We start from the raw sequence: 16,982 nt of genomic DNA, 5'->3' as shown, positions 1-16,982 counted from the left end.
CTCCCCGAGAATCGCCCGAATTCGAAGATGTGTTCGAGCAATAGCGCCACTTCCGGCGCGATTGAGGGCGCGATCGAGCACGAGGGCCGCGCCCGGCGACCCGGGCCGCAGCGCCTGGCCCGGGTCGACGCACCCGGCCCCGGACCGCCGCACCGCGCACCGTTTGTCGGCCCGCGCACCGCGCCTTGACGGTCCCGGCACAGTGTCCGGCCCGGCCTTCCTCCCCCTCGGCGACCTCCCTAGCGTCGAACACACCGGCGCACCGGGCCGCACAGGCCCGGGCACCGGCATCCACCCGCCACGTCAAGGAGGACCCCATGGCACGCATCGACGACCTGCTCAACACCACGCTCCCGCTGCTCGACGTCGTCTGGACCGACGAGGGCGAGGCCGCCGGCCTCCCCGACCCGGAGAACCTCGGCGAGGGGCTCGAGCTCGTCGGCCGGCTCACGCAGGACGACAGCGCGATCCACATGACCTACGTCTGGATCACCGAGACCGACCAGGAGACCCCCTGGGTGCAGGAGCACGTGCACGACTACGACGAGGTGCTCATCTGGACGGGCAGCGACCCCGAGAACCCGCGCGACCTCGGCGCCGAGATCTACATGGAGATCGACGGCGAGCGCCGCATCATCACGACCTCGGGCTCGATCTACATCCCCGCCGGCGTGCGGCACTGCCCGCTCGGGTTCATCCGCGTCGACCGCCCGTTCACCTTCAGCGCGCTCTCGCTCGCCCCGCAGTACGCCTCGCGACGCGACTGAGCACGGGACGACCGGCGCGGCCGGCGCGCTACAGCCGCACGAACGCCACCTCGCCGAGCACGGCGGTGCCCGCCTCGGCCGAGGCTTCGAGATCGATCACCGCGCGGATGCGCCAGTCGTGGTCGCCGGCGGGGTCGTCCACCGTCTGCTCGGCGCGCCAGGTTCCGGTCGAGGCATCCGATTCGTCGATCGTCACGAGCCGGGGCGAGCGCGCCGCGGGTCCGGTGCCGATGGCGTCGTGCTCGGCGTAGTAGGCGTCGAGGGCGTCCGGCCAGCCGGCGTCGGGGTCGAGCTCGACGAGCTCCTCCTCGCGATCGAGGGCGGCGAGCTGCACGCGCCGGAACAGCTCGTTCCGCACGAGCACGGTGAACGCCCGCCGGTTCGTGACGACCGAGGGCGGCGCGGGCGGCACGACGGGCGCCTCGTCCTCGGGCAGGTGCGCGGCGGGGTCGATGAGCTCGGCCCACTCGTCCACGAGGCTCGAGTCGACCTGGCGCACGAGCTCGCCGAGCCACTCGATGAGGTCGAGCAGCTCCTCGTTCTTCGCCTCCTCCGGAACGGTCTGGCGGATGGCGCGGAACGCGTCCGAGAGGTACCGCAGCACGAGCCCTTCGCTCCGGGCGAGCTGGTACAGCGCGACGTATTCCCCGAACGACATGCTGCGCTCGAACATGTCCCGCACCACGGTCTTCGGCCGCAGCTCGAAGTCGCGCACCCACGGCTGGCTCGCGGCGAAGCGCTCGAACGCGTGCGAGAGCAGCTCCTCGAGCGGCTTGGGCCAGGTCACGTCCTCGAGGCGCGCCATCCGCTCCTCGTACTCGATGCCCTCCTGCTTCATCGCGGCGACGGCCTCGCCGCGCGCGCGGAACTCCTGCTGCGAGAGGATCGGCCGCGGATCGTCGAGCGTCGACTCGATGATCGAGACCACGTCGAGGGCGTAGTGGCCGGTGCCCTGTTCGCTCGTCTCCGGGTCGAGCAGTTCGATCGCGGCGAGCGCGAACGGCGAGAGCGGCTGGTTCAGGGCGAAGTTCGGCTGCAGCTCCACCTCGAGGCGGATCTCCACACCGAGCGCCGTGCCCTCGGGGTCCGGTGAGAGCGTCACGACGCCCGCGTCGCGCAGGGTGCGCAGGATGCCGAGGGCGCGGCGGGCGAGCTCGAAGCGCCGGGCCCGGGGCTGATGGTTGTCGAAGACGAGCGCGGCGACGTTCGCGGCGACGTCCCCACCGCGGGCGATGACGTTGATGAGCATCGCGGCGGTGAGCTGCAATTGCGGCACGAGCGGCTCCGGCTGGGCGGCGACGAGCCGCTCGAAGGCCCCCTCGCCCCAGCTGATCTGCCCGGCCGGCGGCTTCTTGCGCACGACCTTCTTGAGCTTCTTCGGGTCGTCGCCGGCCTTGCGGACGGCCTGCTCGTTCTCGATCTCGTGCTCGGGCGCGAGCACGACGACGGTGCCGGCGGTGTCGTAGCCGGCCCGGCCCGCGCGGCCGGCGATCTGGTGGAACTCGCGGGCGCTCAGGTGCCGCATCCGCTGCCCGTCGTACTTCGCGAGCGCCGTGATCAGCACGCTGCGGATCGGCACGTTGATGCCGACGCCGAGCGTGTCCGTGCCGCAGATGACGCGCAGCAGTCCGCGCTGGGCGAGGGTCTCGACGAGGCGGCGGTAGCGCGGGAGCATCCCGGCGTGGTGCACGCCGATGCCCGAGCGAACGAGCCGCGACAGCGTCTTGCCGAAGCTCGTGGTGAAGCGGAAGCCGCCGATCGCCTCGGCGATCTCGTCCCGCTGCTCGCGCGTGACGACGCGGATCGACGAGAGCGCCTGGGCTCGCTCCATCGCCTGGGCCTGCGAGAAGTGCACGATGTAGACGGGCGCCTGCCGCGTCTCGAGCAGTTCCTCGACGGTCTCCTGCACGGGCGTCTTCGCGTACGAGAAGCTGAGCGGCACCGGGCGCTCGACGCCGGTGACCTCGGCGGTCGTCCGGCCGGTGCGCGCCGACAGGTCCTCGGCGATCGCCGCGACGTCGCCGAGCGTCGCCGACATGAGCACGAACTGCGCCTTCGTGAGCAGCAGCAGCGGCACCTGCCACGCCCAGCCGCGCTCGGGGTCGCCGTAGTAGTGGAACTCGTCCATCACGACCTGGTCGACGTCGGCGTCGGCGCCGCGGCGGAGCGCCAGGTTCGCGAGGATCTCCGCCGTGCAGCAGACGATCGGCGCATCGGCGTTCACCGAGCTGTCGCCCGTGACCATGCCGACGTTCGCCGCGCCGAACACCTCCACGAGCTGGAAGAACTTCTCGGAGACGAGCGCCTTGATCGGCGCCGTGTAGTAGCTGCGCCCGCCCGTCGCGACGGCCGTCGCGTGCGCCGCGACGGCGACGAGCGACTTGCCGGTGCCGGTCGGCGTGGACAGGATGACGTTCGCGCCGGACACGATCTCGATGACCGCCTCGTCCTGCGCGGGGTAGAGCGAGAAGCCGCGGCCTTCGGCCCAGCCGACGAAGGCGTCGTACATCGCATCCGCGTCGTAGGGCCGCGGGACGAGGTCGAGGAGCGCGTCGGTCACCCGTCGAGTCTGTCACGGCGACCGGCAGCCGGACGGCGCTGCCCCGTCCCGGCTTGGCCCCCTCCGTGCCGGAACGGGGGGAGCCGGCCCATGACCGCGGTTCGGGTCGCGATCGGGCCGGCTCTCAGCGGACGCACCCGCCGGAATCAGTTCCCCCTGCAGTCACGGCGGGGTGCGGTCCAGTGCTCACGCTAGGGCGGGCGCGGAATGCGCCGCCTCAGTGGTGACCCTGAACTCGCCCCGGAGCGGGCACCAGGGACATCGTGCTTGCCGGCCCGTCCGCCGCGCCAGTAGCGTTCGCTCAGCCCGCCTGCCCGAGAGGAGACCGCGATGCTCATCGCCGAAGACGCCGGCCGCGAGTCGGCGAAGGCTCCGGAGCCCGGCGCGTTCGACAGCGCGCTCGTCGTCGTGCACGGCATGGGCAGCGCGTACACGAGCCAGATCCTGCTCGAGTGGGCCGAGCCGCTGCTCGAACGGATGGACTGGATCGCCCGCGACCGCATCATCGGCGGTCGCGACGAGCACGGTGTGACGATCGTCGACTCCGAGCTCACGGGCGACGTGCCGATCGTGACGGCGACGGTCGCCTTCCCGACGCGCGGCACCGGGCGCATCGAGGACGGCGCGGTGGTGGATGCCGAGACCACCCGTCGTCGCATCGCGATCGTCGAGGCGCGCTGGTCGGAGTCGTTCGTGCCGATGTCGCGCGCGCAGGTGTTCCGCTGGGCCGTGCCGTTCATGTGGCGCGCGCTCACCCGCATGCTCGGCCTCTTCCGGCAGACCCTCGTGATGCTGCCCTGGCTGACCCTCGTCGAGCACCAGCGCCCGCCGCACGACCGGCTGCTGATCGGCCGCACGCTCACCGCGATCGTGGACATCGTGCGCGTCGCGGTGCTCACCGTGGTGTTCGCGGCCGTGTGGCTCGGGGTCGTGCTGCTCGGGGTCGTGCTGACCCCGATCCTGCCGCTGCTCAGCCCGCTGCTGCTGATCCCCTGGTTCAAGGACCTCGCCCAGGGCGTGCTCGATGCGCTGGTGGGCTCGATCGGCGATGTCGCGGCCTGGAAGGAGCGGCCGGTGCGGGCCTCCGCGATGCGACTCGTCGTGCGCGACGCCCTCGCCCGGGCGCGCGAGCTCGTCGGCGACGACGGGGAGGTGCACCTGTTCGCGCATTCGCAGGGCGCCGCGGTGTCGACGTTCGCGCTCTTCGAGGAGCTCGACCCCGCCGCGTTCAACGTGCGCCGGCTGACCACCGTCGGCGCGGCCGTCGTGCTGCTCGGCCGCGAGAACTGGCGCGGCCGCAGCGACCGCTACGCCCCCGTCGCGAACTGGATCGGAGCGTCGCCTGCGCACCCGGTCGCCTGGGCGAACCACTGGGCGGTCTGGGATCCGTTCTCCGCCGGGCCGATCGCCGACACCCGGCGCGCGGCGCGCGAGCGCTGGCGCGCCGCGTACTTCCCCCGATCCGGCGACACCGCGCTCGGACCCGAGGAGCACGCGGTGCACAACACGAGCCAGCCGTTCCTCGATCACAGCGAGTACTACCGCAACGTCGTCCAGGTCGTCGATCCGACCGCCAGGCACCTGCTCGGCCCGGCGCTCGCCGCCCGACCCGCCGAGGTGGAGTACCTCGAGAACCGGCTCGCCGTGATCGACAAGAAGTCGCTCGGCACCAACCTGCTCGCGGCCCTCGTCACGGCTGCGATCCTGCCCGGGCTGCCCGCGGCATCCGCCGCCTTCGCGTGGCTCGTCGAGACCGTCGCCCTCGCGGTCGGCGCCGTCGCGGGCGTCTTCACGGGCGCGCCGGCGAGCGATGCCCTCGCCTCGGTCGCCTGGCTCGTCGACGAGGGCCGGCTGACGGACTGGGGATGGCTCATCGCGGCCGCCCTCGTCGCGGCCCTGCTGATCTGGCTGAACCAGCTGCTGAACGGCGTCACCCAGCGCTCGCTCGTCTGGCAGCGCTGCCCGATGGAGGCGCGGCGCTGGCTCGTGCTGACCGCGCTCCCCCGGGTCGGCTACGTCGCGCTCGCCGCGATGACCGTGTGGTGCGCGATCGCCGCGTGGACGACGCCGCCGCTGCCCGCGGCGGCGCTGTGGGCCTGGGGGCTCGGCATCGGGCTCGTCGCCGCCTTCGTGATCGCCGAGCCGCGCTTCGCCCCGTCGCCCGTCGTCGTGCCCGCCCGCCGCGTCGCCGGCGGAACCAGCGCGACCGCCGACCTCCAGCCGCCCATGACGATCGGGCGAGCGCTCGCGAGCCCGGCCTACCGGAACGAGCTCGCCGCGCGCCGCCGCCTGCTCGCCCCGGCGACGGCGTGGTCCCGGTTCTGGGCCCGCGTGCTGCACGGCTGGCGCAGCTGAGCCTCAGGTGCCGAGCAGCAGCGCGATGACGGTGAGCACCGGCACCGCACCCACCGTGGTCACGAAGATGGTGTCGCGCGCGAGCACCTCCGCGGTCTCGTAGCGCTGCGCGTAGTTGAAGACGTTCTGCGCCGTCGGCAGCGCGGCGAGCACGGTGACCGCGTAGAGCGAGGCGTCGTCGAGCCCGAAGACGAAGCGGCCGAGCGCCCACGCCACGACGGGCATCGCGAGGAGCTTCAGCCCGGCGGCGATGAACACCTCGACCCGTGCGCCGCCCGGTGCGAGCAGCCGGCGGCCGTGCAGCGACATCCCGTAGGAGATGAGCATGAGCGGCACGGCCGCGTGCCCGATGAGCTCGATCGGGTCGAGCACGATCGGCGGCAGCTCGATCCCGCTGACGGCGACGAGCACCCCCGCGAGCGAACCGACGATGATCGGGTTCGTGAGCGTGCCGCGCACGATCGCGGCGACCGAGGTGCGCCGCTCCACGACGGCGCCGAGCACCGCGAGCGCGACCGGGGCGAAGAGCAGGAGCTGCAGCAGCACGATCGGCACCGACAGTGCCGCGTCGCCCAGCATGTACACCGCGATCGGGATGCCGATGTTGTTGCCGTTCACGTAGCCGGAGGCGAGGGAACCGATCACCGTGTCGGCGAGCCGACGGCGGAGCAGCAGCATCGACACGAGGCCGAACAGCAGCATCATCGTCGCGGCCGCGATCGCGGAGACGGGCAGCAGGGTCGAGAACAACTGCTGCACGTTCGCGGTCGAGAGCACCGAGAACAGCAGGAACGGGGCGAGCACGTTGAAGGTGAGCTTCGCGAGCACCGGCCGGGCTTCGGGGCCGAACAGGCCAGAGCGGGCGGTGATCCAGCCGACGACGACGGCGAGCGCGATGACGACGAAGCCGGTGAGCACGCCGATCATGCGGCCGGTCCGGTCGGGTCATCCACACGCCGAGCCTACGGGTCGAGGCGTGCGCGCCATCCTGTCCACGTCATGATCGACCAGAAGCCGATGACGACGACCGCCGCGATGCAGAGCGCGAGCACGCCGATCTCGCGGCCCGCGGCGACGTCGAAGATGAGCCCCGTGACGCCCGCCGCGATGAAGGAGACGACCGCGATCTGGGCGATCAGCAGCCGGTTCGCCGTGCGCACGAGGCGCTGCTTGGCGTGCTGCCGGAACAGCGCGCGGTGCAGCATCACCGGGGCGAGCCCCAGCAGGGTCGCGAGCCCCGCGGCCACGACGAGGCAGAGGTAGAGGGTGTGGGCGTACGGGTCGAGCTCGTCGAAGCGCGGCTGGAAGGCGACCGCGAGCAGGAACCCGGAGAGGATCTGTGTGCCCGTCTGCACCGCGCGGAGCTCCTGCAGCAGCTCGTTCCAGTTGCGGTCGTACCGTTCGGTGGCGGTCTCAGTACGACCGTCGGCGGGATCGGCGTCGGCGTCGGGGCCGGCGCCCGTCGGGTGCGCCGCCATCACTCCCAGGCCGCGGTGTGCGTCCAGCCTGCGAGGTAGGCGCGCTCGTTCTCGCTGAGGCGCACGTAATCGCGCATCGGGAAGCGTTCGAGCTCGCACAGCTCGTAGATCCGGCGGACGACGACGCGGCGCAGCGGGGCGCTCGGGTGCTCCAGGATCTCGCGCTGCAGGGTGGGCTCGAGCATCGGCCACCAGAGGCCGATGGGCGGAAGCATGGCGCGTCTCGCGCCGATGGGCTGCGGTGCCTCGATGGTCATGGCGGCTCCCCTTGTTCCCCGATGTGGTGTTCCCCGAGCCGAGCGCGACGCCGCCCTCGGCAGAATGAAGCTACTCCACAGCCGCCTCGGCCGCATCGGGCTTGACCCCTTCGCCGGCCGGTGCTAGCCCGGAGGTGCGGAGCGGCCCGTGGTGGGCGGCCACCGCGGCGCCGAGCCCGGAGAGTCCGCCGGACGCGTACGCCCGGCGCTGCCGCTCGGCGCCCGAGCCGCGGGCGAGGAGGGAGCGGACGTCGCGCGCCACCGACCCCGGCGAACCGCACCAGTCGAGCGCCCACTCCACCAGCGCGCCGAGCGGGGCGACCCCCTCGCCGAGCGGATGGGGGACGCGCGCGGCGTGCCCGTCACGCGCCGCGGTCCACACCGCCGTGTTCAGCACGTCGGCGTCGATCGCCGACGGCGGCTGCGGCATCCGCATCATCCGCGCGGCGACGAGCCGGACGAAGCCGCAGATCGCGACCGTGTCGCGCACCTCGAGCTGCGCGTCGCCGAAGCGCAGCTCGATCGTGGGCAGGTGGTGCGAGAGGCGCACCGTCCAGGTGACGAGGGCCGCGTCGTCGTCGCCGACGGCGGCGAGCACCTGCGTGCGGCGGCGCGTGTAGTCCGCGAAGTCGGCGAACGGCGCCGGCACGCCGATCGAGACCCAGCGCCGCAGGAGGATCGTGCGCCAGCTGGCGAAGCCGGTGTCGCGACCGCGCCAGAATGGCGAGTTGGCGGCGAGCGCGGTCAGCAGCGGGACCCAGCCGCGCAGGCGATTCAGCGCCTCGATCCGCTGCTCGGGGTCGTCGTAACCGAGGTGGACGTGCATGCCGCAGACCTGGTGGTCGTCGAGGAGGCCCCGGATGTCGGCCGCGATCCGACGGTACCTGGCGCCGTCGGCGGGCTCCGGGGAGTCCGCCTCGTGCAGCAGCGTGCCGCTCGAGGCGACCCCGAGGCCGAGCCCGGCGGCCGCGGCGGCGAGCTCGCGCCGGGCGCGCAGCAAGAGCGGCGCCGCCGCCCTCGCGTCGTCGCAGACCGGGGTCGCGTACTCGAGCTGGTGGGCGAGGAACTCGCCCTCGATGCGGGGCGACCCGGGCAGGCTCACCTCGTCCAGTCGTTCGCGCACGGCCGCCGCGGCGTCCGCGGGCTCGAGGGTGCGCGGCACGACGAGGGCGAACTCCTCCTCGATGCCGAGCCGCGGCGCCGGGGGCGCCGTCCAGGCGGAGGCCTCCGTGGGCACTGGGTCGAACCCGGTCATCGGCGACTCCGTTCGGTCACGGGAGTCGCGGCGACGGACCCCCACCGTCCGGTCTACCCCGCTTCCGCCCTCGCCGCACGGGCTTGACGGCGTGCGCGCTGCATGCGAGCGCGCGGTCTCAGGGCGTGCGCTGGCTCAGGGCCCGCGCCGGCTCAGGCGGGCATCGCGAAGCGCGTCGCCGACCAGGCAGCGGTGACGCGACTCACCACGAGCGCGCCGTAGCCGGCGTCGCGCATGACGCCGCGCACGGCGTCCGCGCCGGGCGCCGGACCCTGCACACCGCCGTGCACCACCCAGACCGGGGCGACCACGCCGCACTCGCGCAGCCAGCCCGCGAGGCCGTGCAGCGATCGCTCGTCGTCGACGACCGCGACCACCACGTCGGCCTCCCAGGGCACGACTCGGGGCGAATCGGCGAGCGCGTCGACGAGGGAATCCACGGGAAGCCGGCCGAGCACGGACACCGAGGCATCCTCTGCGACGTCGAACTCGCCGGGCGGCGGGGGCGGCGCTCCGACGAGGCGCACCGCCGATCGCTCCGCGTTCGAGTCCCACCCCATTGCAACCCTCCCCGGGACATGATGACCCCGTCGGGGGGCGGCGCGCAATGCCCTGAGCGAGGTTGGTCGCCGGGTGACGCGAACGGGGGTGCCGGGCACCCCTGAAGCGGAGACGACTGCGCCGCTGAGCCCCGATCCGGGACCTCAGCGGCGCTGCTCCGATCGCTCAGGCGACGACGTCGTCGAGACGCGCGTAGCCCTCGGTGAGGCCGCGTTCCATGTCGCTCGCGACCATGCCGTCGCGGGCCTCGACGCTCGGGTAGACCGAGTGGATGGCGAGCCGGGTGCGGCCGCCGCCGAGGTCCTCGAACCGGATCGTCTCGATGGCCACGACGTCGGGGTAGCCCTCGAACTCGAAGGTCTGCACGGCGAGTTCGTTCTCGCGCACGGAGTGGAAGCTGCCGTTGAACGCGTAGCGCTCGCCCTGACCGTCGGTGTGGACGTAGCGGTAGCCGCCGTGGCTCACGAAGTCCCACTGCTCGATCTGCATCTCGTAGCCGTTCGGCCCGAGCCACTGCTTCACGAGCTCGGGCTCGCGGTGCGCCCGGAAGAGACGCTCGACGGGCGCGTCGAACTCTCGGACGATGTCGATGAAGGGCAGGCCCTCGGGGGCGGTGATGGTGACGGGGTTCGTCATGATGGACTCGATTCCGGTGCGGGGCCGGCGGCGCCGGCACCCGGGTCGGATGCCTCGACCGAGGCATCCTGCTTCGGGGAGGGCGACCCGCCCACTGGCGAGTCGTCGGCGAGCAGCGCGTCGAGCGAACGGAAACGCTGCTCGTGGATCAGCCGGTAGCGGTCGATCCACGCGGTGAGGGCTTCGAGCGCGGCGGGGTCGAGGTGCACGGGCCGGCGCTGCGCGTCGCGCGTGCGCGTGACGAGCCCGGCGTGCTCGAGCACCTGGATGTGCTTCGACACCGCCTGCTTGCTGATGGCGAACGGCTCGGCGAGCTCGTTGACCGTCGCGGGCCCGCGGCTCAGGCGGGCGACGATGCGGCGGCGGACCGGGTCGGCGAGCGCGAGGAAGGCGCGGTCGAGGCGGTCGTCGGACGACGGGTCCAGGATCATCTCGCGCCTCCTCTCGTTCAGTGGGTGATCAACTTATAGTTTGATCAACCTGATAGTTGATTAAGATACGCCGAGGCATCCTGCACGTCAAGCGATCTGCGGAAGTCGTCGGTTCGAATTCACGCGCACCCCTCGCGCGCGGCCCACGAGGGGAGCAGAATCGGCGCGAAACCGATTCGATCGAAGGAGCAGTGATGTCCGTCACGCTGAATCCGTACCTGAACTTCCGCGACGAGGCGCGCCAGGCGCTCGAGTTCTACCACTCGGTGTTCGGCGGCACGCTGAACATGTCGACCTTCGCCGACTTCGGCCAGGCCGACGACTCGGCCGACGCCGACAAGATCATGCACGGCCAGATCGACGGCGAGCACGGCGTCACGCTGATGGCCGCCGACACCCCCTCGCATCTGGAGTACCGCCCCGCGGCCGGCTTCTCGGTCTCGCTCTCGGGCGATGACGACGCCGTGCTGCGCGGCTACTACGACCGGCTCGTCGACGGCGGCACGGTCGTCGAGCCCCTCGTCGTGGCACCGTGGGGCGACGCGTTCGGCATGCTGGTCGACCGCTTCGGGATCAGCTGGGTCGTGAACATCTCGGGCGGCCCGCAGGCGTAGCGCGCGCGTGCGCGTGGGCCCGCGCTCCCGCGCCCCCGCGCTGGCGGCGGGCCGACTCAGTCGAAGAGCTCGGAGAGCCAGCTCTCCTTCTTCTTCTTTCGGGGGTAGCCCTGGTCGTAGCCGCGGCGGTCGTCGTAGCCGCGCTGCTCGTAGCCCTGGCCCTGGCCGGTCATCTGACGCAGCAGGTCCATCGGGTTCTGACTGCCCTGCTGCGCGGGCTGCTGGTACTGCGGCTGCTGGTACTGCGGCTGCTGCGGGGCCGACTGCTGGGGCGCCTGCGCGCCCTGCTCGCGAGCGGCGCGCTCGAGGATCTTGTCGAGCTCGCCGCGGTCGAGCCAGACGCCGCGGCAGGTGGGGCAGTAGTCGATTTCGATTCCGCTGCGCTCGCTCATCACGAGCACGGCGCCGTCAACGGGGCACTGCATCGGACTGTTCCTTCCAGGTGCGTGTCGCCGGATCGGGCGATCCGATTCCCGTGAGCGTATTGGCCGAAGCTGTGGCGACGCTGGGGCGGCGGGGCATCCGGGCGGCAGTCCGGAAACGATGAACGCCGCGGGGAGTTCACCCCGCGGCGTTCAGGTCGTTCGGTGCCGAGATCAGATCGCGCGGATCTTCTCCGCCTGCGGGCCCTTCTGACCCTGCGCGACGTCGAACTCGACCTTCTGCCCCTCGTCGAGCGAGCGGTAGCCGTTGCCGTCGATCGCGCTGAAGTGCGCGAAGACGTCAGCGCTGCCGTCGTCCGGGGAGATGAAGCCGTAGCCCTTTTCGGCGTTGAACCACTTGACGGTTCCGGTTGCCATGCTGTGTTTCCTTCGTTCGTGCCTATGGGCGGCTCGTGCCCGCCCTGCGCAGGCGACCGGACCGGTCGTCGCGCTCCGCGGACGCCCCGCGGGGGCCGAGGCGGAACGCTGGTGGCGGCCGCACTCGAATCGGGTCATGCCGCACGGATGGATCCGCCCCCGGGCAATCAACGTGGAGGCACGGGCGGACGCCCGCTGAGTTGGAGTACTGGCTAACATAGCCCACCTGTGTCTTCCATCGGAAGACTCTCCACATCACGAAATCGGCACGGGATCCGGCTGTGTGTCGGAGTGTGACGCGATCAGCATCCCGGCCCGGTGGGATTCGCCCGGCAATCGCCGTCGGTGAGCACGGTTTCGAAGGTGCCGACCAGGAACTCGAGCTCACCGGCTTCGACGGACAGGGTGCCGGGGATGCCTCGCCACCCCGAACCCGCGAATCGGTACTCGGCGGTGTAGTGCACGGTCAGGCTCACGGTGGCGCGCCCCGCGCGCTGGAGGCGGAGCGAGGTGTCGGTGCCCGCGAGCTCCGGGAGGCCGAGCGCATCCCAACTGCGGCCCGCGGATGCGGTCACGACCCGTTCTCCCGTCGACGCGGCCCACTCGAACGAGACCGGCGTGAACACGACCTCGACGGGGCGGCCCAGCAGCGTGCCGCTACGTTCGACGATGCCGGCGTCGGCGATGAGATTCACTGGCCGCCCGACGATCGCCCAGCCCGACGGCTCGCTCGCGAGCGTGGAGGACCCCGGGCTGAACGAGGCGACGTCGCGGAGCGTGAGTGCCGGCTCGGCGGCCTCGGGAGCCGGCGGGTCGGGCTCGGCGGGGTCCGGTACCGCGCAGATCGACGGGTTCATCGGGCTGCAGTTCACCGGAGGGGGTGGGGAGCTGACTGGCTCTGGGTGATCGTCTTCCTCGTCGGCTCTGGCCTCGGAGCTTGGTCGACCCGGCTCGCGCAGGCGGGCCTCGATGGCAACTCCGCCACCTTCGATCCGCGCATCCCCGAACCAGCTATCCAGCTCTATGCCTTCGCCAGAACTCATGGCAGCTCCAGCGAACAAGGATCCTACGAGCAGAAGTTCGCGCCACGCCATGCGACACTCCTGGATACGATCACGCCCGTTTCCGCGGACGGGTCACTTTCGAACTGCACTTGGAACGGCGTTACGTTGGGGCGCTCAGGGGTCACATCAGTTCCCTCCTCGTTCAGGACTCGGACGTCGGAAACATCAACACATACGTAGGTCGTCAAGCTCGCGTCCTTCTCCCCATGGGCCATCTCGACCATCGTCATTCGGTCGTACCTAGTCGTTCCGTTCGATCGAACCCCCGCTTCCTGCAACTCGTCGAAGGACCGATCGAGGTCTTTGCGAAACTCATCGCCGACGACGCCGTCGAAAGGCGTCCGATCATGCCCTCCGTCCGCACCGACAAGATCCAGCGCGCCAAGGTACGCGGCGTACGCCTCCTCGGCGGCGGCGAGGGCCTCTTCGTCGCTCGCGAAGATCGGCGGCGCCGCCGACGGGGGCGGCGATGAGGGCGGGTCGACCGGCCCCGCATCGCACCCGGCGAGCACGGCGGCCAGACCAAGCGCCAGCGCAGCGGCGGCGAGGGATCGACGGGTTCGAGGCATCCCTGCACGCTAGGCGACTCCGCCCGCCCGGGTGGCCGACTGTCCACAGGCACCGCGATGCGCTGCGCGAGAGGTGTCGGGTCGCTCTATCGGCCCTGCGCACAACGCCGCGTCGACACATGTGGCGCTTCGCAGGAGCGCCACATGTATCAGGGTGGCGAAGTGGCGGGTGAGAGCAGAACGGCACCGCATCCCAGCGCGTCGCAGCGCGACATCCGATCCCAGCGCGTCGCAGCGCGACATCCGATCTCTGACCCCCCTACGCTTGGGAGCGTGACCTCCCCCACTCGCGCCTCCCTGCTCGCCACGGCCGCGCTGACCGCGCTCGCGCTCGCCGGCTGCACCGGGCAGCCCGCCCCGTCGCCCGCCGCCACCGACGCTGCGGCCACCGAGCCGGCGACCGGCACCTGCGGCGGCATCACCGTCATCGTCGACACCGGCGACCTCGAGCTCGCCGACGACGCCTCGGTCGACAGCTGCGTGGTCACCGAAGATCCGATGATCGCGGCCGACGCGCTCGCCCGTGCGGGCGTCGAGACCGAGGGGACCGCGCAGTACGGCGACCAGGTCGTCTGCCGGGTGAACGGCGTGCCGCAGCAGGACCTCGCGATCCCGGCCGCCGACGGCAGCGAGTACCACGAGACGTGCGAGTCGATGCCGGCCGCGTTCGCCTACTGGGCGCTCTGGCAGAAGCCCGCCGACGGCGAGTGGGGCTATGCGCAGGAGGGCCTCAGCACGCTCGAACTGCAGCCCGGCGACGCCGTCGAGCTCCTCTTCACCCTCAACGACGAGCCGGCCGCGCCCGCGGAGTGATCCCGCCGGCGCCTTCCACCTCCGCGGGTCACGCCATGTTCCGATTCCGAGCCGCACCGCTGCGGCACGCGGCGATCCTCGCCGTCGGATTCATCGTCGTGCGCGTGCTGTACCGCATCCTCTTCCACGGCGTCGACGGCAGCGGTGCCGTGCTCCTCGATCTGCCGGTCGTGCGCCTGCCCGCCCCATTCGCGCACGTCACGATGCTCGGGCCGATCACGAGCGGCGGACTCTGGGACTCGGTGGAGAGCGCCCTGCCCATCGCGGCCGTCATCTTCGCGTTCGGCGCGATCAACGCGTGCATCGACCTGTCGAAGCTCTTCGCCCGCGGCGCGCGCGGCGGACCGCTCCGCGGGGCGGCGCGCACTCTGGTGATCGCCTGGGCGACGGTCCCCGCGCTCGGCGATGCGGTCCGCCAGGTCTCGCTCGCCCGCAAGCTCCGCGGCTCGCGGGGCGCCGCCGCGCTGCTCGTCCCCCTGCTCGAGCGCACCGTCGAACGCGCCGTCGCGATCGCGGCGGCGATGGAGGTGCGCGGCTTCGGCGCGCAGCGCTCGGTGGATGCCGGCACCGCGACCCCGATCGAGTTCCGCAACGTCGTGCTCGCGTACGGGGCGTGCGCGGATGCCGCGGACGCCGGACCCGGTGCGCCCGTCGAGGGCTGGACGCTCGCGGTCGAGGAGTTCGTCGTGCCCGCCGGCCGCCTGGTGCTCGTGAGCGGACCGACGGGTTCGGGCAAGTCGACGATGCTGCACGCGCTGAGCGGCCTGCACACGCACTTCGACGACGGGGAGCTGCACGGCTCCGCGCGCGTCGGCGGCATCGATCGCCGAACCGTCCCGCCGCGGGAGACCGCCGGTTTCGTCGGCGTCGTGCTGCAGAACCCGCGGATCGGCTTCGCGAGCGAGACCGTCGCGGACGAGATCGGCTTCGCCCCGACCGCCCGCGGCGTCGTCGCCTCGATCGTCTCCGCCAGGGTCGCCGAGGCCGCGGCGCGCGTCGGCGTGACGGCGTTGCTCGGCCGGGACATCCGCGCCCTGTCGGCCGGCGAGGCGACCCTCGTCGCGATCGCCGCCGCGCTCGTCGAGCGCCCGCGCATCCTGCTCGTCGACGAGCCGCTCGCCGACCTCGACGCCGAGGCACGGCTGCGGATCCGCGCCCTGCTCGACTCCCTGGCCCACGAGCACGGCGTCTGCGTCGTCGTCGCCGAGCACCGCGTCGGCGAGCTCGCCGCGGTCGCCGACGCCCGCTTCGACATCCGGGACGGCCGGGTCGCGCGCATCCCGACCGGCGCGCAGCTCGAGCCGGCGGACGAGGCGGATGCCGCGAGCGGCGACCGCGCCGCGAACGGGACGACGGGCGAGGCGCGGCTCGAGGCCCGCGGCATCCACGTCGTGCTCGGCGGCCGGGTCGCGGTCGACGAGGCATCCCTCGATCTCTGCGCGGGCGAGATCGTCGCGCTCACCGGCCCCAACGGCGCCGGCAAGTCCAGCCTGCTGCTCGCCCTCGCGCTGCCGAAGGCCGCCGGCGCCGTCCGCGTGAGCGGGACCGACGTCGCTCGGCTGCGGCGCCGGAGCCGGCGCGCGGCGGTCGCCCTCGTGCCCGAGGCCTCCGACGACCTGCTCTGCGCGACGAGCACCGAGGAGGAGTGCCGGCGGGCCGACCGCGAGGCCGCCGCGGCGAGCGGGACGACGCGCGCCCGCTTCCTCGCGTTCCTCGGCGCGGAGGACGGCACGACCACCGCCGCACGACTGCTCGCGAGCCATCCGCGGGACCTCTCCACCGGCGAGCGGCGCTGTCTCGCGATCGCGATCCAGCTGGCGGCGGATGCCTCGGTGCTGCTCATCGACGAGCCGACCCGCGGCCTCGACGCCCGCGCCAGATCGCTCGTCGCGGCGGCGTTGCGCACGGCCGCCGGCGAGGGCCGCGCGGTCGCGATCGCCACCCACGACCACGGCTTCGCGCGCGAGCTCGCCGAGCGCACCATCGGGATGCGGAACGGCCGGCTCGGCGCCGGTGCCCTGCGGACGGCGGTGCGCTCGTGAAGTGGAGCCCCCGCGTGCAGACCCCCCTCGTCTGGGGCGGGCACCTGCTCGCCGCCGCGGCCTTCGCCTGGCCGCTGTTCGCCCCGGCCGTGCCGGCGAAGGCGCAAGGCGCGGTGCCGTTCGTCGCCCTCGCCCTCGCGCCGCTCGCCGCGGTGACGCTCGTGTTCGTGCTGGACGGGAGTGTGCGCTCCGCGAAGGTGCTCGCGCTGCTCGGCACGCTCACCGCCGTCGGGGCCGCGGTGCGGGTCGTCGGCACGGGCGTCGGCGGGATCGAGGCGGTCTTCGTGCTGCTGATCCTCGCCGGGCGGGCGTACGGGGCGCGGTTCGGGTTCCTGCTCGGCGTGTTCGTCATCCTGCTGTCCTCGACGCTGCAGGGCGGCTTCGGGCCGTGGACGCCGTTCCAGATGTTCGCGTGCGGCTGGGTCGGCGCCGGGGCGGGGCTGCTCCCCCGACTCCGCGGAGCGCGGTCGAAGCTCGCCGAGATCGCGATGCTCGCGGGCTACGGCGTGCTCGCCTCGTACGCCTTCGGGCTCATCATGAACTTCTGGTACTGGCCGTTCGCGGTCGGCACCGGCGCCGGGATCTCGTACGAGCCGGGCGCGTCGCTCGGCGAGAACCTCGGCAGTTTCCTGCTGTACTCGCTCATCACTTCGACCGCGAGCTGGGACACGCTGCGCGCCATCACGACGGTGATCGGGCTGGCGGTGGCGGGGCCGGCGGTGCTGGCGGCCCTCCGGCGGGCGAAGCTGCCGCGCGACGCGCTGCGCTGAGGGTGGTTCG

General features: G+C 72.5%; 18 protein-coding genes. 6 read left to right on the top strand and 12 right to left on the bottom strand.

Annotation, left to right across the window (positions count from 1 at the left end; all coding sequences use genetic code 11):
* Positions 1–317: 317 nt before the first annotated feature.
* The gene (locus MTP13_RS08375; protein ID WP_243570597.1) at positions 318–767 is read left to right on the top strand and encodes a hypothetical protein; all 450 of its coding nucleotides are present in this window, start codon (positions 318–320) and stop codon (positions 765–767) included.
* Positions 768–795: 28 nt separating this feature from the next.
* Here MTP13_RS08375 and MTP13_RS08370 read toward each other — a convergent pair whose 3' ends face one another.
* The gene (locus MTP13_RS08370) at positions 796–3,276 is read right to left on the bottom strand and encodes a DEAD/DEAH box helicase (RefSeq protein WP_243570787.1); all 2,481 of its coding nucleotides are present in this window, start codon (positions 3,274–3,276) and stop codon (positions 796–798) included.
* A 381-nt stretch (positions 3,277–3,657) separates the two neighbouring features.
* Here MTP13_RS08370 and MTP13_RS08365 point away from each other — a divergent pair, with 381 nt between their 5' ends.
* On the top strand, positions 3,658–5,682 hold the full coding sequence (locus MTP13_RS08365) for a hypothetical protein (protein ID WP_243570596.1): 2,025 nt from the start codon (positions 3,658–3,660) through the stop codon (positions 5,680–5,682).
* Between the two features lie 3 nt (positions 5,683–5,685).
* Here the strand turns inward: MTP13_RS08365 and MTP13_RS08360 are convergent, their stop codons facing one another.
* The 7 genes from MTP13_RS08360 to MTP13_RS08330 form a co-directional block, all read right to left on the bottom strand.
* Positions 5,686–6,609 carry an AEC family transporter gene (locus MTP13_RS08360; protein WP_243570595.1) on the bottom strand — a complete coding sequence of 308 codons (924 nt, stop codon included), beginning with the start codon at positions 6,607–6,609 and terminating at the stop codon, positions 5,686–5,688.
* A 35-nt stretch (positions 6,610–6,644) separates the two neighbouring features.
* A complete protein-coding gene (locus tag MTP13_RS08355; protein WP_243570594.1) occupies positions 6,645–7,160 on the bottom strand; it encodes a DUF6328 family protein in 516 nt (171 codons plus the stop codon).
* Positions 7,160–7,417, bottom strand: a complete 258-nt coding sequence (locus tag MTP13_RS08350) for a hypothetical protein (RefSeq protein ID WP_243570593.1) — start codon at positions 7,415–7,417, stop codon at positions 7,160–7,162. Before MTP13_RS08350 ends, MTP13_RS08355 begins: the two co-directional genes overlap by 1 nt.
* Before the next feature lie 70 nt (positions 7,418–7,487).
* Positions 7,488–8,672: a carboxylate-amine ligase gene (locus MTP13_RS08345; protein WP_243570592.1), complete on the bottom strand. Its 1,185-nt coding sequence runs from the start codon at positions 8,670–8,672 to the stop codon at positions 7,488–7,490.
* A 152-nt stretch (positions 8,673–8,824) separates the two neighbouring features.
* Positions 8,825–9,232 (bottom strand): hypothetical protein, encoded by a 408-nt coding sequence (locus MTP13_RS08340; RefSeq protein WP_243570591.1) that lies wholly within the window; start codon positions 9,230–9,232, stop codon positions 8,825–8,827.
* 166 nt (positions 9,233–9,398) lie between these two features.
* Positions 9,399–9,869 (bottom strand): SRPBCC family protein, encoded by a 471-nt coding sequence (locus tag MTP13_RS08335; RefSeq protein WP_243570590.1) that lies wholly within the window; start codon positions 9,867–9,869, stop codon positions 9,399–9,401.
* Positions 9,866–10,300, bottom strand: coding sequence for an ArsR/SmtB family transcription factor (locus MTP13_RS08330; protein ID WP_243570589.1), 435 nt, complete (start codon positions 10,298–10,300; stop codon positions 9,866–9,868). The genes MTP13_RS08335 and MTP13_RS08330 overlap by 4 nt, the downstream gene beginning before the upstream one ends.
* A gap of 194 nt (positions 10,301–10,494) precedes the next feature.
* Between MTP13_RS08330 and MTP13_RS08325 the strand changes: the two genes are divergently transcribed.
* Entirely contained in the window at positions 10,495–10,914 is a 420-nt protein-coding gene (locus MTP13_RS08325; RefSeq protein WP_243570588.1) for a VOC family protein, read from the top strand.
* A gap of 56 nt (positions 10,915–10,970) precedes the next feature.
* Here the strand turns inward: MTP13_RS08325 and MTP13_RS08320 are convergent, their stop codons facing one another.
* From MTP13_RS08320 to MTP13_RS08305, 4 genes are all read right to left on the bottom strand, one after another.
* Positions 10,971–11,339: a TFIIB-type zinc ribbon-containing protein gene (locus MTP13_RS08320; protein ID WP_243570587.1), complete on the bottom strand. Its 369-nt coding sequence runs from the start codon at positions 11,337–11,339 to the stop codon at positions 10,971–10,973.
* 171 nt (positions 11,340–11,510) lie between these two features.
* Positions 11,511–11,714, bottom strand: coding sequence for a transcription antiterminator/RNA stability regulator CspE (gene cspE / locus MTP13_RS08315; protein WP_189083548.1), 204 nt, complete (start codon positions 11,712–11,714; stop codon positions 11,511–11,513).
* A gap of 302 nt (positions 11,715–12,016) precedes the next feature.
* On the bottom strand, positions 12,017–12,571 hold the full coding sequence (locus tag MTP13_RS08310; RefSeq protein WP_243570586.1) for a hypothetical protein: 555 nt from the start codon (positions 12,569–12,571) through the stop codon (positions 12,017–12,019).
* Between the two features lie 209 nt (positions 12,572–12,780).
* Entirely contained in the window at positions 12,781–13,347 is a 567-nt protein-coding gene (locus MTP13_RS08305) for a hypothetical protein (RefSeq protein WP_243570585.1), read from the bottom strand.
* 273 nt (positions 13,348–13,620) lie between these two features.
* On the opposite strand from MTP13_RS08305, the gene MTP13_RS08300 reads away from it, so the two are divergent.
* From MTP13_RS08300 to MTP13_RS08290, 3 genes are read left to right on the top strand one after another with little or no spacing between them, the layout of a single operon-like run.
* Entirely contained in the window at positions 13,621–14,160 is a 540-nt protein-coding gene (locus MTP13_RS08300; protein ID WP_243570584.1) for a hypothetical protein, read from the top strand.
* 35 nt (positions 14,161–14,195) lie between these two features.
* Entirely contained in the window at positions 14,196–16,202 is a 2,007-nt protein-coding gene (locus MTP13_RS08295) for an ATP-binding cassette domain-containing protein (RefSeq protein WP_243570583.1), read from the top strand.
* A 14-nt stretch (positions 16,203–16,216) separates the two neighbouring features.
* The gene (locus MTP13_RS08290; RefSeq protein WP_243570582.1) at positions 16,217–16,972 is read left to right on the top strand and encodes an ECF transporter S component; all 756 of its coding nucleotides are present in this window, start codon (positions 16,217–16,219) and stop codon (positions 16,970–16,972) included.
* Positions 16,973–16,982: the final 10 nt, after the last annotated feature.

It is taken from the genome of Agromyces soli (assembly GCF_022811605.1).
Classification (GTDB): domain Bacteria; phylum Actinomycetota; class Actinomycetes; order Actinomycetales; family Microbacteriaceae; genus Agromyces; species Agromyces soli.
This window is presented reverse-complemented; position numbering and strand designations above follow the sequence as displayed.

Excerpts from the sequence above, each read along its gene's own strand:
- MTP13_RS08320 (WP_243570587.1), bottom strand. The coding sequence starts at position 11,339 with ATGCAGTGCCCCGTTGACGGCGCCGTGCTCGTGATGAGCGAGCGCAGC.
- MTP13_RS08310 (WP_243570586.1), bottom strand. The coding sequence starts at position 12,571 with ATGAACCCGTCGATCTGCGCGGTACCGGACCCCGCCGAGCCCGACCCG.
- MTP13_RS08305 (WP_243570585.1), bottom strand. The coding sequence starts at position 13,347 with ATGCCTCGAACCCGTCGATCCCTCGCCGCCGCTGCGCTGGCGCTTGGT.
- MTP13_RS08350 (WP_243570593.1), bottom strand. The coding sequence starts at position 7,417 with ATGACCATCGAGGCACCGCAGCCCATCGGCGCGAGACGCGCCATGCTT.
- MTP13_RS08340 (WP_243570591.1), bottom strand. The coding sequence starts at position 9,232 with ATGGGGTGGGACTCGAACGCGGAGCGATCGGCGGTGCGCCTCGTCGGA.
- MTP13_RS08365 (WP_243570596.1), top strand. The coding sequence starts at position 3,658 with ATGCTCATCGCCGAAGACGCCGGCCGCGAGTCGGCGAAGGCTCCGGAG.
- MTP13_RS08345 (WP_243570592.1), bottom strand. The coding sequence starts at position 8,672 with ATGACCGGGTTCGACCCAGTGCCCACGGAGGCCTCCGCCTGGACGGCG.
- MTP13_RS08360 (WP_243570595.1), bottom strand. The coding sequence starts at position 6,609 with ATGATCGGCGTGCTCACCGGCTTCGTCGTCATCGCGCTCGCCGTCGTC.
- MTP13_RS08375 (WP_243570597.1), top strand. The coding sequence starts at position 318 with ATGGCACGCATCGACGACCTGCTCAACACCACGCTCCCGCTGCTCGAC.
- MTP13_RS08325 (WP_243570588.1), top strand. The coding sequence starts at position 10,495 with ATGTCCGTCACGCTGAATCCGTACCTGAACTTCCGCGACGAGGCGCGC.
- MTP13_RS08370 (WP_243570787.1), bottom strand. The coding sequence starts at position 3,276 with ATGTACGACGCCTTCGTCGGCTGGGCCGAAGGCCGCGGCTTCTCGCTC.
- cspE (WP_189083548.1), bottom strand. The coding sequence starts at position 11,714 with ATGGCAACCGGAACCGTCAAGTGGTTCAACGCCGAAAAGGGCTACGGC.
- MTP13_RS08335 (WP_243570590.1), bottom strand. The coding sequence starts at position 9,869 with ATGACGAACCCCGTCACCATCACCGCCCCCGAGGGCCTGCCCTTCATC.
- MTP13_RS08355 (WP_243570594.1), bottom strand. The coding sequence starts at position 7,160 with ATGGCGGCGCACCCGACGGGCGCCGGCCCCGACGCCGACGCCGATCCC.
- MTP13_RS08295 (WP_243570583.1), top strand. The coding sequence starts at position 14,196 with ATGTTCCGATTCCGAGCCGCACCGCTGCGGCACGCGGCGATCCTCGCC.
- MTP13_RS08330 (WP_243570589.1), bottom strand. The coding sequence starts at position 10,300 with ATGATCCTGGACCCGTCGTCCGACGACCGCCTCGACCGCGCCTTCCTC.